Annotated in this window: 12 protein-coding genes; 7 read left to right on the top strand and 5 right to left on the bottom strand. The window is 33.8% G+C overall.

Annotated elements, in window-relative coordinates:
- Positions 1-10: 10 nt before the first annotated feature.
- The 5 genes from ACFX5E_RS08940 to ACFX5E_RS08920 all read left to right on the top strand — a co-directional run bounded on the left by ACFX5E_RS08940 (position 11) and on the right by ACFX5E_RS08920 (position 3,985).
- Positions 11-649, top strand: coding sequence for a DUF1684 domain-containing protein (locus ACFX5E_RS08940; protein ID WP_379854859.1), 639 nt, complete (start codon positions 11-13; stop codon positions 647-649).
- Positions 649-1,302, top strand: a complete 654-nt coding sequence (locus tag ACFX5E_RS08935; protein ID WP_379854858.1) for a TatD family hydrolase — start codon at positions 649-651, stop codon at positions 1,300-1,302. The genes ACFX5E_RS08940 and ACFX5E_RS08935 overlap by 1 nt, the downstream gene beginning before the upstream one ends.
- An 81-nt stretch (positions 1,303-1,383) precedes the next feature.
- Positions 1,384-2,100, top strand: coding sequence for a tRNA threonylcarbamoyladenosine dehydratase (locus tag ACFX5E_RS08930; protein WP_379854857.1), 717 nt, complete (start codon positions 1,384-1,386; stop codon positions 2,098-2,100).
- Between the two features lie 313 nt (positions 2,101-2,413).
- The gene (locus ACFX5E_RS08925) at positions 2,414-3,088 is read left to right on the top strand and encodes an HAD family hydrolase (protein WP_379854856.1); all 675 of its coding nucleotides are present in this window, start codon (positions 2,414-2,416) and stop codon (positions 3,086-3,088) included.
- Between the two features lie 51 nt (positions 3,089-3,139).
- A complete protein-coding gene (locus tag ACFX5E_RS08920; protein ID WP_379854855.1) occupies positions 3,140-3,985 on the top strand; it encodes a DUF2911 domain-containing protein in 846 nt (281 codons plus the stop codon).
- A gap of 114 nt (positions 3,986-4,099) precedes the next feature.
- On the opposite strand, the gene ACFX5E_RS08915 is transcribed toward ACFX5E_RS08920, so the two are convergent.
- The 5 genes from ACFX5E_RS08915 to ACFX5E_RS08895 all read right to left on the bottom strand — a co-directional run bounded on the left by ACFX5E_RS08915 (position 4,100) and on the right by ACFX5E_RS08895 (position 10,808).
- Complete coding sequence (locus ACFX5E_RS08915; protein WP_379854854.1) at positions 4,100-5,821, bottom strand: sodium:solute symporter family protein; 1,722 nt, start codon at positions 5,819-5,821, stop codon at positions 4,100-4,102.
- Between the two features lie 122 nt (positions 5,822-5,943).
- Positions 5,944-8,475, bottom strand: coding sequence for a PIG-L family deacetylase (locus tag ACFX5E_RS08910; RefSeq protein ID WP_379854853.1), 2,532 nt, complete (start codon positions 8,473-8,475; stop codon positions 5,944-5,946).
- A 248-nt stretch (positions 8,476-8,723) separates the two neighbouring features.
- Positions 8,724-9,176 carry a hypothetical protein gene (locus ACFX5E_RS08905; RefSeq protein WP_379854852.1) on the bottom strand — a complete coding sequence of 151 codons (453 nt, stop codon included), beginning with the start codon at positions 9,174-9,176 and terminating at the stop codon, positions 8,724-8,726.
- Positions 9,177-9,349: 173 nt separating this feature from the next.
- Complete coding sequence (locus ACFX5E_RS08900) at positions 9,350-9,856, bottom strand: hypothetical protein (protein WP_073205931.1); 507 nt, start codon at positions 9,854-9,856, stop codon at positions 9,350-9,352.
- Positions 9,857-9,983: 127 nt separating this feature from the next.
- Positions 9,984-10,808 (bottom strand): UDP-2,3-diacylglucosamine diphosphatase, encoded by an 825-nt coding sequence (locus ACFX5E_RS08895; protein WP_379854851.1) that lies wholly within the window; start codon positions 10,806-10,808, stop codon positions 9,984-9,986.
- Positions 10,809-11,002: 194 nt separating this feature from the next.
- Here ACFX5E_RS08895 and aroC point away from each other — a divergent pair, with 194 nt between their 5' ends.
- Together aroC and ACFX5E_RS08885 are read left to right on the top strand one after the other, a co-directional pair.
- On the top strand, positions 11,003-12,067 hold the full coding sequence (aroC, locus tag ACFX5E_RS08890; RefSeq protein WP_379854850.1) for a chorismate synthase: 1,065 nt from the start codon (positions 11,003-11,005) through the stop codon (positions 12,065-12,067).
- A 67-nt stretch (positions 12,068-12,134) separates the two neighbouring features.
- Positions 12,135-13,421, top strand: coding sequence for a dicarboxylate/amino acid:cation symporter (locus ACFX5E_RS08885; protein WP_379854849.1), 1,287 nt, complete (start codon positions 12,135-12,137; stop codon positions 13,419-13,421).
- The last annotated feature ends 47 nt before the right edge of the window (positions 13,422-13,468 follow it).

Genomic DNA, 13,468 nt, shown 5'->3' with positions numbered 1-13,468 from the left:
AAAATTTCCGATGATTATTATAGCGGAAAGTCAAAAAGATATAAATATGAGAACGCTATTTACTTTGTTTCTTTTGGTTCAATTGAATTTTGGCTTTGGCCAAGATAAATTTGATGTTTCGGCTGTTGCCAAATTTCAAAAAGTGATCAACTCGGAATATGCTGATGCAAAGACAAGCCCTTTGTCTGCGAAAGATTTGGCTGCATTCAAAGCGCTGGATTTTTATCCGATAAATGAGAAGTTCTATGTGACAGCAAAATTTGTCAGAACAAAAAAGGAAAAGCCGTTTGAAATGAAAACCACTGGGGAAAGAAAACCAATGTATGTAAAATATGGCGAAGCTCATTTTGTTTTAGATGGAAAAGATTTTAAACTGAATATTTACAGGAATATTGAGCTTTCAAAGAAAAAGGAATACAAAGACTATTTATTTTTACCGTTTTCAGATTTGACTTGCGGCACTGAAAGTTACATAGGCGGAAAATACATTGACATCAAAGTCCCTAAAGGCGAAACGATCGCTATCGATTTTAATACATCTTACAATCCGTATTGTGCTTACAGTCATAAATATTCGTGCCCAAAAGTACCTTTAGAAAACGATTTGAATATCGAAATAAAAGCCGGAGTTAAAAAATTTCACGACTAATGGAGTTCTTTAATTTACATACCCATAAATTCACGAATCAGTCCAATGTTTTGGAATTAGTCAATCAATATCCTTGGGAATTTGATGCAACGATACCGTATTATTCTATTGGAATTCATCCTTGGTTTATCGTTGAAGAACGATTAGAATCTGATTTTGAAATATTAGAGAGCAAACTTAAAGAACCAATTTGTATAGCTATAGGTGAATGCGGGCTAGACAAACGTATTGAAGTTCCAATGGAATTGCAAGTTTTGGTTTTCGAAAAGCAATTGCTTTTGGCGCAGCAATATCAAAAACCAGTAGTTATACATTGCGTTGCGGCTTTTCAGGAATTGATTGAAACTATAAAAAAATTAAAAATTACAGTTCCAATACTAATTCATGGATTTTCCAAAAGCGAACAGTTAGCAAAACAGTTGTTGGAAAACGGATTTTATATTTCGTTTGGTAAATATTTATTGCTCAATAAGGAACTAGATGCTGTTTTTAAAAGCGTTCCCAATAATCGATTTTTTTTAGAAACGGATACAGTTGAAGAAGGAATCGAAGCTGTTTATGAATTGGCAGCAAAATACAAAGGTATTTCGGTGGAAGAAATGCAGAATCTGGTGAACAGTAATTTTTTGGAAGTATTCAAGATTGAGCTATAATTGATTTAAGAATGCAGAGTAACGATTGTTGATTTCAGATTTTTGAGAACAACAAACTATAAACAATAAACTAAAAAAATAATGGCAGAATGGACAGAAAGAGCCGAACTTTTATTTAAAAAAGAAGGTTTAAATAGATTGCAAAATGCAAATATATTAGTCGTAGGACTAGGTGGTGTAGGATCTTTTGCTGCTGAATTTTTGGCAAGAGCAGGAGTGGGGAAAATGACAATTGTAGATGGTGATGTAGTTGATATTACCAATATAAACAGACAGTTACCTGCTTTACATTCTACCGTGGGACAACCCAAAGTTACTGTGGTTGGTGATCGATTAATGGATATAAATCCGGAATTGAAATTGACCCGCGTGCAGGAATTTCTTTCTCCAGAGCGCGCTTTTGAGATTGTTTCGGAGGAATTTGATTATGTTTTGGATTGCATTGATAGTGTAACTCCAAAACTGAATCTGATTATTGCAGCCAAAAGAAAAAGAGTGAAAATTATAAGCAGTATGGGTGCCGGAGGAAAGATGGAAGCTTCAAAAGTAAAGGTAACGGACATTACCAATACGGTCAATTGTTTCTTTGCAAAAACAATAAGAAGACGGTTAAAAGAATTTAAAATTGATAAATTGAAAGTCGTTTTTTCATCTGAAATTCAAGACGAAAGCAGTTTGAAAATGACCGATGGGTCCAATTTTAAAAAATCATTTTACGGGACAAATAGCTATATGCCAGGGTTATTTGGTTTATATGCGGCAGAAACGGTGATTCGATATTTACTTAAAAAAGAGTAGTTTTTTTAGTTGTCAGCTCGAAATGTCATTACCGTTAAAGATTCGTCAGTTCGAGTTGAGTAATAATTTGTGGTAGGAAATTTTTACGAAGTATCGAGAACCCTTACGTTTTGAATACTTCTAGATACAATTTTAAACATTAAAGCTATCGCATTAATGTTCAAAATTACTCGAAGTGACGGTTGAAAGTGCTTATTTAATAACCTTGGTTCGATCTATAATTAGCCAAAACTAATTGCCTTATGATTACATCTTATATTCTCATTCCCAGAAATTAATACTTAGAAACTATAGAATCTAATATTTTAAAAAAATGATACAAACCGTAATTTTTGATATGGACGGCGTAATTGTCGACACAGAGCCAGTTCATCGTTATGCTTATTTTCAGCACTTTGAAGAATTAAATATTGCAGTCACTGAAGATATCTATACTTCGTTTACCGGTTTATCGACTAGAAATGTATTTCAGAAATTGAAAGAAAGTTTTGAAATTAATCAAAAAGTTGAAGATTTAATTCAGAGAAAGCGCAGTATTTTTAATGATGCTTTTGATAGTAAAGAAGATTTAGAACTGCTGGAAGGTGTTGAAAACTTAATCAAAGAATTACACCAAAACGGGATGCAACTAATTTTGGCTTCTTCTGCTTCTAAAGTTACCATCGAGCGTGTTTTTCGTCGTTTTAAACTGCACGAATATTTTACTCATGTGGTAAGTGGTGAAGATTTTCCTAAATCAAAACCGCATCCTGCCATTTTTGAACACGCAGCCAGTTTATCGATTGCCCCAAAAGAAAATTGTATTGTAATTGAAGACAGTACGAACGGGGTCAGAGCTTCAAAAGCAGCCGGGATTTTGTGTGTGGGTTACAATAGCATTCATTCAAAAGACCAGGATTTAACGGAAGCAGATGTGGTGATTAATCATTTCAATGAATTAGGTTTTGATGCCGTTAAGAATTTAGATTCCAAATTAAGGAATAATTAACATTTGGGAATGACTGAATTTGTAAATTTGGACAACATAAAAACAGATACTATGAAAAACATTCTAATTGCATTTGCTATCATTATTGCAAACTTCACCATTGAGGCACAGGTGAAAACACCACAAGCCAGTCCAAAAGCAACGATCATTCAAACAGTTGGTTTGACCCAAGTTGAAATTAATTATTCCAGACCAAGTGCCAGAGGAAGAGCCGTTTTTGGTAATTTAATCCCTTTTGGAAAAGTGTGGAGAACTGGAGCTAATGAAAACACAACAATATCATTTAGTGATGATGTAGTTATTGATGGGAAAACTTTAAAAAAAGGAAAATATTCTTTGTTTACTGTTCCTAAAATTGAAAGTTGGGACATAATATTTTATTCTACTACTGATAATTGGGGAAATCCAGAAGAATGGAACGAAGCTAATGTAGTATTAAGAACTACCGTGAAAGAAGAAACTTTGCCAAAACCAGTTGAAACTTTTACTGTAGGAATAAGTGGTTTAGATAATAATTTTGCCTATTTAGAAATGTATTGGGAGAGTTCTTATGTTGCTTTAAAATTTGAAGTGCCTACTCAAAAAACGGCAACTGCAAGTATTGAAAAAGCATTGGGTGGACCAACTGCTGGTGATTATTTTTCTGCGGCACAATTTTTATTGCAATCAAATGGAGATGCCGCTAAAGCATTAGTTTATGTAAATAAAGCTTTAGAAATGAATCAGGAAAAACCATTTTATTATTACCGTTTAAAATCATTGATACAAGCGAAACTAGGCGATAAAAAAGGAGCTATTGAAACGGCAAAAATATCATTGGCTGCAGCTGAAAAAGCTAAAAACCCAGACTATGTAAAGATGAATAAGGAAAGCATAACAGAATGGAGTAAGAATTAATACTTTATTTCTTTAAATAAAAAAATCCCGTCTCGTTAATTTCGAGACGGGATTTTTATGTTAAATTAAACGATCAGTTTATAAAACGGGTTGCACTATATTAAATTTAAAATACTAGGCTAATGATTTTTCTTTTTTGAAAACAGTCCATTGCAATACTAACGAAATTATAATCGTTAACATTGCTCCAATGAAATTAAGCCATAGATAACCCAGTTTTTCTTCTCCGCTTGGAAAAATATAAATGGCATAATAGTAAATAATAAAAATTGTAATTTGACTGACTACTGCGCTATAAAATATAGCTTTAGAATGTACTTGTTTTATGTAAAAACCCACAAGAAAAATTCCAAGAACTGTTCCGTAGAATATGGATCCAATGATATTTACTAATTGAATCAGGTTTTCAAACAAGGTGCCAATACAAGCAAAAAGAATCGCTATAATTCCCCAAAGCAACGTAAAAAATTTCGTAGCATTCAGATAATGCCTTTCTGATTTTTCTTCTTTTAGGTTGCGTTTGTAGATGTCAATTGCAGTGGTCGACGCCAATGCATTCAGTCCTGATGCAGTTGAAGACATAGCCGCAGAAATGATTACCGCCAGTAATAACCCAATGAGTCCTTTAGGTAAATAATGCAAAATAAAGTGAAAAAATACGTAATCTTTATCGTTAGTTTCGCTACCGCTATCCGCTTTTAGAATAATTTCTTTAGCTCGGTCTCTTAAATCTTTTTCCTTATTGGATAAAGTAATTAATTCTTTTCGAAGAATTGGATTGTCATAATCTTGATTCAATTGGTCGATGTACAAAAGATTAATTACTTTTTTGTCTTCGGATAGATCGTCCAATTTTTTTTCCAGTGCATGATATTCTGCTTTAAAGGCGGATTTCTCTACTATTATTTTATTATTTGGATTAAAGTTTAATGGCACCGGATTGAATTGAAAAAAAACAAAAACCATAACCCCGGTAAGTAAAATAAAGAACTGCATAGGAACTTTTAAAAGACCGTTCATAATCAATCCCATTTGGCTTTCCCGAACAGATCTTCCTGATAAGTAACGCCCAACCTGAGATTGATCAGTACCAAAATAAGCCAAGGCGAGGAAAAACCCCCCTGTAATACCGCTCCAAAAAGTATACTTTTCTTCTGGATCTATTGAAAAACTAACAATATTCATCTTGTCATTTGCCCCGGCAATATGCAAAGCATTAGTAAAAGTCATATCATTTGGCAAGTAATGTAAAATCAGAAAAAAGGTGATTAACATTCCCGACATGATTACAAACATTTGCTGTTTCTGAGTTACGTTTACCGCTTTTGTTCCACCAGAGAAAGTATATATGATTACTAATACACCAATGATAATATTCATAATAGTAAGATTCCATCCTAACAATGCCGATAAAATAATGGCCGGTGCATAAATGGTCAGTCCAGTTCCTAATCCTCTCTGAAATAGAAAAAGTATTGCGGCTAGAGAACGGGTCTTAAGATCAAACCTTTTTTCGAGGTACTCATAAGCGGTATATACCTTGTATTTATGATAGATCGGGATAAAAGTTACACAAATAACGACCATGGCAATAGGGAGTCCAAAATAGAATTGCACAAATCCCATTCCGTCGTGATAGGCCTGTCCCGGTGTCGATAGAAAAGTGATCGCACTGGCTTGTGTTGCCATAACCGAAAGTCCGACAATATGCCAAGGGGTTTCGTTACCGCCAAGAATAAAATCTTCTACATTTTTACTTCCTTTGGTTTTCCAAGCGCCATAAATAACAATAAATAATAGTGTGACTATGAGTACAATCCAATCAAATAGTTGCATAAGTTAAGAGTATAAGTGCATTATTAGGTAAAAAATCAAAATATAGATGGCATTAACTACAAGAACCCAAGTGTAGTTTTTTTTCCAAGTTTTTATTTTTTTTGTTTCCATTTTGAATTGTTTTAATTCTTGATTTTTTGAGCAGGAATTTTTACGGGGGCTTTCAACGAAATGATGTTTGACAATAATCTAAAAGCACCTGAAACTCCTTCCGGTAATTCTCTGAAAAGACTTAAACCGGTATAAATATAATATCCTTTTCCGTACGGAGCGACTAATAATGCGCCATTTTTGGGAGTTTCTCCTTTGTCATTAGATGATAAAATAGGAGTAAAGGCTTTATCAAATTCATTAGGATAATACAATCCTTGTTCCTGTTTCCATCCTTCAAAATCCTTAGTTGTGATTTTATTTGGAGTGTTCAAAACCGGATGATTTGGAGCCAAGAAACGGACTTCAGTATTTTCCTCAGTTACCCGATCCCTTGAAATTTTCATTGGAAACGGAGCAATATTTGTGGCGACAATATCATCAGGAGTATTATATTGCACCAGCATTGTTTTTCCTTCTTTTACAAAATCAAAAAGTATGGATTGTTTATTTGCTAATTCTTGTACAGTGTTATAGGCTCTAACTCCAGTCATCACAACATCAAGATTGGCTAGTTTTCCGGGAGTTATTTCCTCGGGTTTAAGGAGTGTTACCTTGTAGCCCATTTGAGATAAACTTTTAGGCACTTCATCTCCGGCTCCCATTATGTAACCAATTCTCTCTTCATTAGTTTTTAAATCCAGTTTGATAAATTTTGCTTCAGCAGGTTTCAACACTTGTTGTTTCGTAATGTGATTGTAATCAATACTGATTTGGTCTTTATCATATCGCTTGTTATCAGCAACAGCAATGCTTTTGGCTACCGCTTCATCAATCTGATTAGGTGGAGTTACTTGAAAATAAACGATTTGTTCTGTCCCTTTTTTTTCTAAATTAAATGGAATTGATTTAGGTGCAACCACCCAGTTATTAGGTAATTCCAGAATTAAATCACCTTTTACAGCATCTTTTCCAGATTTTATTTTTACAGCTATTTCTTTATTTTTTCCATTTTTAAAAAGGGATATATTATCAAGAATACTTGTGGTTACTTCAGGAACAATATCTAAATAATTATACATTTCACCTTTTACATCATCGTTGTATTTGTAAACTACGGTGCGTTCAAACTGGATTTCAATTCCATTAATTAGGATATTAAATACGACCTTTAATTGTCGAATTATATCAGGAATTCCGATGTTTTTTTGTTCGGCTACGGTGTACATTCCAACTGTTCCTTTTTCTTTTAGCCAATACGGTTGCGTGTATTCCAAGGTTGAAGGCAATTGTAAATCGAGGTTTACCGATTTTAAAATATTAGTATCTAATACTTTATTTTGAAGCGTAGTTTTTTGTTCAGGCAAAGTGGTTAGACTTATTAATTGCATCGGAATATCGCTTCTGTTTATGGCTTCAAGTTTTAGTTTAACAGAACTGCCGGGAGTTGCTTCTTGATTTTGGGATACTGCTTCGAGATACAAACCGGAACAAGCGGCAATAATTTCTTTTATAGAAGTAGATTTTATAGTTGTCCAATGATTTTCGTCTAAAGATTGCATTATGGTATAGGCTTTAGCTAAATTTGGAATACTGGCTGAAGGATTGTTATAATCGAATTGAGAAGCTATAGTTGTCAATAATTCACCAATTGGTTTGCCTCCTTTTACACGATTCCAGCTCGTGTCGATCCCTTCAAAAATTGAAGTTTTGTTTTGCAGTGCTTCACCATTTATAAACTCTAAATATTCTGTTTCCTCGCCACGACTTCCTGTACTTCCAAAACCTTGTGACTGATGTCGGCTTCGGCTTAATGCCGCAATTTCCTGATTTGATTTGCCAACGGATGGATAATAAACGCCGGTTTGCATTTCAACTAAATTGGATTTATCTGCTGCATCAAATTTTTCTTTACTTCCGTAAAACCACCAAGAAGTATTGAAAAATTGGCGTTTGGGTTGCCACGGCTCTACTAATTGCAATTGTTCAGGAAAAACGGTTGGATTATTGGCTAAATCAAAACTTTCTGTGCTAAGTATGGCTGATGCCGTGTGATGACCATGTGTCGTTCCGGAGGAACGATGGTCAAACCGATTGATGATTACATCGGGCTGAAATTTTCTAATTGCCCAAACAATATCAGAAAGCACTTTTTGTTTGTCCCAAATTTCTAATGTTTCCTCAGGATTTTTAGAAAAACCAAAATCATTGGCACGTGAAAAAAACTGTTCTCCACCATCAATTTTTCGGGCTTCTATCAATTCTTGAGTGCGGATTACTCCTAATAATTCTCGCAATTGAGGGCCTATTAGATTTTGCCCTCCGTCACCACGAGTCAAAGATAAGTAACCGGTTCTTGCTTTTGTTTCGTTTGATAAATAGGAAATTAATCGGGTGTTTTCATCATCAGGATGGGCGGCTATATAAAGTACCGATCCTAAAAAATTAAGTTTTTGAATTTGGGCATAAATTTCAACAGAATTCAGTTTTTGGGGCTGTTGAGCGATTGTTATTTGAAAACAAAAAAGAAAAAGTATAAAGGTCTGTATATATTTATTTTGCATTTTTTTGAATTTAATTTGCAATAGCTCCAAATGTAGGAATTAATTAATTTTTTTTTGAAATGTTTTTGATTTTCTTTAAAAAAAGAAAAAGTATGTAACAAAAAAAGAGAGAACCAATCAAAGTTCTCTCTTTTTATCCTGTTTTCATGATAGACAATTAACTAGTCTCTACCATGACCACCACCATGTCCATTACCATGTCCGTTGTTACCACGTCCTTCATTTCCATGACCATTGTTACCACGTCCTTAATTTCCATGATTATCACGTCTTTGATTTGCATAGTTACCGCGATTTTCATGTTCTCTACGGTCATTATTTCGATAACCTATATTTCTTTGCGGTCTACCATGGTACCCTTTGTAATATTTCACTCTATCATTTCTGTAGTTCACATATGGTCTTGAACCATGATAATCATTCAATACTACTTTGTATCCGTTGTACAAATCATAATTTCTGTACTGTCCTGGCAAATATCTAGATCTGGTCCATCTTCCTCCATTGAAATAAATAAATTGTGTAGCTCTGATGTCATAGTAGGCTTCGACATCAGGTAAATAATAATAGTCTACTTCAGAATATCCTACAGGTCCCCATGATGGAGCTGTACCTATATTTAAACTTACTGAGACTTGTGCATGAATTGTACTTGAGGCAAAAAGGATTATTCCTAAGGCGAGTAGTTTTAATGTTTTCATTTTTCGAATTTTTAATAAGTAATCATTTTATATTAACTCTTTGTGTCAATACTTTTTCTGTAAATCCAAGAACTGTGCCAACAAATTTTAATTAACATTCATTGGGATAATTCTACTTATAAAAAAGAGAGCTCCAAAATGGAGCTCTCTTTCTTAAATATATTTTCTAAATATTAGAATTGGTATCTTAAACCCAAAGCAATATCAGAACCATAATTATTTTCATAATAACCGTTTCCACCAAATTCAGGTCTGAAATCCAAAGAGATCAATAATGGAATGTCAAAATTATATTCAATACCTATATCTCCAGCTGCAAATGCAAAAGTGTCATTATAGTGATTGTTGTTGTTATCATCATAGCTGTAGCTACCTAAACCACCACCAACACCTGCATACCAGTTGAAACCACCATCGATGTTCCAAACCCATTGGTATAATGCTGCCAATTTGATTGCATTGTCATCATAACCATTATTGTTATAGTTATTTCTGTTTCTCCAACCTAAATCTAATTCAAGTCTATTGTTTTTAGATAACCCTCTTTGATAAGAAAGTTCTCCACCAAAACCATTATTGCCTCCTAAACGTAGACCTAATGCATTTTTCGAAATATCTTGAGCCTGCGCAGTAAATGCTAATCCAACTAGCATTATTACTGATAAAATAATTTTTTTCATAAGTGATTTTTTGTTGTACAAAGATAGGTTTAAAGTCATTGAGTCAATTTACAAAATTTTTGTTAATTGTTATATAATTCCCACTTTTAGTAAGCTTTAAGATTTTTATAACGCAAAATAAAATATTTTACTTGGGAAATAGTATTGAAGCTATTAATTGATTGCTTAAAATGTCTTCCATTTCAAGCAGGTTTTCCTCTACAGGATAGTTAGCTTCAACATAACGATATAATTTCCATCGTTTTTTATTGTATTCCAATGCCGTTAAATTTTCTACCCAATCCCCTGAATTCAAATACATAGTAGAGCCATTTTTGTTTTCTTTCAGTACCATTTTAGGCTCGTGAATGTGTCCGCAAATAACATAATCGTATTTTTTTTCAATGGCTAATTCAGTGGCTGTTTTTTCAAAATCTGAAATGTGTTTGACGGCACTTTTCACACTTGCCTTTATTTTTTTAGAAAAGGAGTAAGCCTCTTTTCCTATTTTTAATAAACACCAATTTACAAATCGGTTCAAGAGGATTAAATAATCATATCCCATACCACCTAATTTTGCAATCCATTTCGAATGTTGTACAGAAGCGTCAAAAACATCTCCATGGAAAATCCACGCTTTTTTGTCGTCTAAATCCAGTATTAATTTATCTGCCAAAGTAAAATTTCCCATGTTCATATCGCTAAATTTTCGTAACATTTCATCATGATTTCCTGTTATATAATAGACCTTAGTTCCTTTGGTCGCCAAACTTATAATCTTTTGAATAATTTTTAAATGCGTTTTCGGAAAGTAGGATTTCCTAAATTGCCAGATGTCTATAATATCGCCGTTTAACACTAAAATTTTTGGTTTAATGGAAGATAGATAATTATAGAGCTCTTTAGCATGACTTCCGTAAGTTCCAAGATGTACATCAGAAATCACAACTACTTCAACTTTTCTTTTTTTCAATTGATCCTTTTTTGAATTTTAACAAATTAAGGATGTTATTATTACTTGAAATTTATTTAAAAGTTAAGAAATTGGACGATAGATTAATTTAAAGGCAATAATTATTAAAGTTTTCTTAAAAGTTTGTCCCTAAATATTGGGATAAACTTTTGAACTTTAAACTAAAATCATACATTTGTTCAAAACTAACTACAATGGCAGGAAATAGCTATGGAACCCTATTTAGAATTACAACTTTTGGAGAATCACATGGAGAAGCTTTAGGCGGAATAATAGATGGATGTCCTTCTGGAATAACGATAGATCTTGATGCAGTACAACATGAAATGTCTAGACGTAAGCCCGGACAATCAGCAATTGTTACCCAAAGAAAAGAACCGGATGACGTACAATTTCTCTCCGGAATTTTTGAAGGGAAAACTACAGGAACACCAATAGGTTTCATTATTCCAAACACCAATCAAAAATCAGACGATTACTCCCATATAAAAGATAATTACAGACCAAGTCATGCCGATTATGTTTATGAAAAAAAATATGGCGTTCGTGATTATCGTGGAGGAGGACGAAGTTCTGCTCGTGAAACTGCCAGTAGAGTTGTTGCGGGTGCCATTGCAAAACAAATGTTACCTGAAATTAAAATAAATGCATACGTATCATCTGTAGGGCCAATTTTTTTAGAAAAACCATACCAGGATTTGGATTTTTCTAAAACGGAGAATAATCCGGTTCGTTGTCCTGATGAAGCCATGGCGATAGTTATGGAGGATTATATTCGTGACATCCGAAAACAGGGAGATACCGTGGGAGGTACCGTAACCTGTGTGATTCAAAATGTGCCTATTGGTTTAGGAGAACCTGTTTTTGATAAACTTCATGCTGAATTGGGTAAAGCCATGCTTTCAATAAATGCGGTAAAAGGATTTGAGTTTGGCAGCGGTTTTTGCGGAGCTAAAATGAAAGGTAGCGAACACAACGATTTATACAATCCTGATGGAACCACTAAAACCAATCTTTCAGGCGGTATTCAAGGCGGAATCAGCAACGGGATGGACATTTATTTTCGTGTCGCTTTCAAACCTGTAGCCACTATTATGCAAAAACAAGAGTCATTGGATAATAAAGGAAATATTACAGAAATGACAGGTAAAGGTCGTCATGATCCTTGTGTTGTTCCGCGTGCAGTTCCTATTGTTGAAGCCATGGCAGCAATAGTTCTGGCAGATTTTTATTTGATAAACAAAATCTATTTAAAATAGCATTGCATACTCAGTATTTTGACGAGCTAAATCCTGAACCATAACCTTGAAATCAATTTTTACATTAATGAATACAATTACAACCAAGAAACCATCATTTTTTAAAGGCTTAACAGGTCAAATCCTAATAGCAATGTTTTTAGGTGCTGTTTTAGGAATAATCATTCATAATTCAACAGATGCAGCCACAGCCCAATCTTTTAGTGGTAAAATAAAAATGTTGGCAACCGTTTTTATTCGATTGGTCCAAATGATCATATCTCCATTAGTATTTACGACACTGGTTGTGGGAATTGCAAAATTAGGCGATATTAAGGCAGTAGGAAGAATAGGCGGGAAAGCCATGGGATGGTTTTTTACAGCCTCATTCATCTCGTTATTATTGGGAATGTTTTTTGTAAACATACTCGAACCAGGAGTTGGTCTTAATCTATCTAATGTTGATTTAGCATCAGCTTCAGAAGTTACAGCTAAAACACAAAGTTTGACTTTCGAAAATTTTATTGAGCATATTGTGCCTAAAAGTATTTTTGAAGCGATGGCTACCAATGAAATTTTACAAATTGTTATTTTTTCTATTTTCTTTGGTTTAGCAGCAGCAGCATTAGGAGATTATGTAAAGCCTGTTACAAATGCTTTAGATAAAACGTCCCACATCGTTTTAAAGATGGTAAACTATGTAATGAAGTTTGCTCCAATAGGTGTTTTTGGTGCCATTGCAGGAGTATTTGCAGTTAGAGATTTTCAGGAATTAGCCATAACCTATTTTAAATTTTTTGGTTCTTTCCTAATTGGTATTTCATCACTTTGGGTAGTATTAATATTGGTTGGTTATATTTTTCTAAAAAGCAGAATGACTGTTTTGCTCAAAAGAATTGTGAGTCCGTTAATCATTGCTTTTGGAACAACCAGCAGTGAAGCTGTTTTTCCAAAACTTACGGAGGAATTAGAACGTTTTGGAGTAAAAGACCGTATTGTTTCTTTCATGTTGCCTTTAGGTTATTCTTTCAATTTAGATGGAAGTATGATGTACATGACTTTTGCCAGTATTTTTATTGCTCAAGCCTACGGAATCGATTTAGATTTAGGAACACAAATGACCATGCTTTTAGTTCTAATGTTAACCAGTAAAGGTATTGCAGGTGTGCCAAGAGCAAGTTTAGTGGTAGTTGCCGCAACCTGTGGTATGTTTGATATTCCAATTGAAGGAATTGCATTAATTTTACCAATAGATCATTTTTGCGATATGTTTCGTAGTGCAACGAATGTTTTAGGAAATGCGTTGGCTACATCAGTTGTAGGTCAATGGGAAGCAGGTGATGAAAATGAGATGGAAACTGCAGAAATAATTTAAATATATTCTTTTAAAAAGAGCTATACAGCCCATTTGTTTTTCAAATG

This window comes from Flavobacterium xylosi (genome assembly GCF_042787345.1).
Taxonomy (GTDB): Bacteria; Bacteroidota; Bacteroidia; order Flavobacteriales; family Flavobacteriaceae; genus Flavobacterium; species Flavobacterium xylosi.
This window is presented reverse-complemented; position numbering and strand designations above follow the sequence as displayed.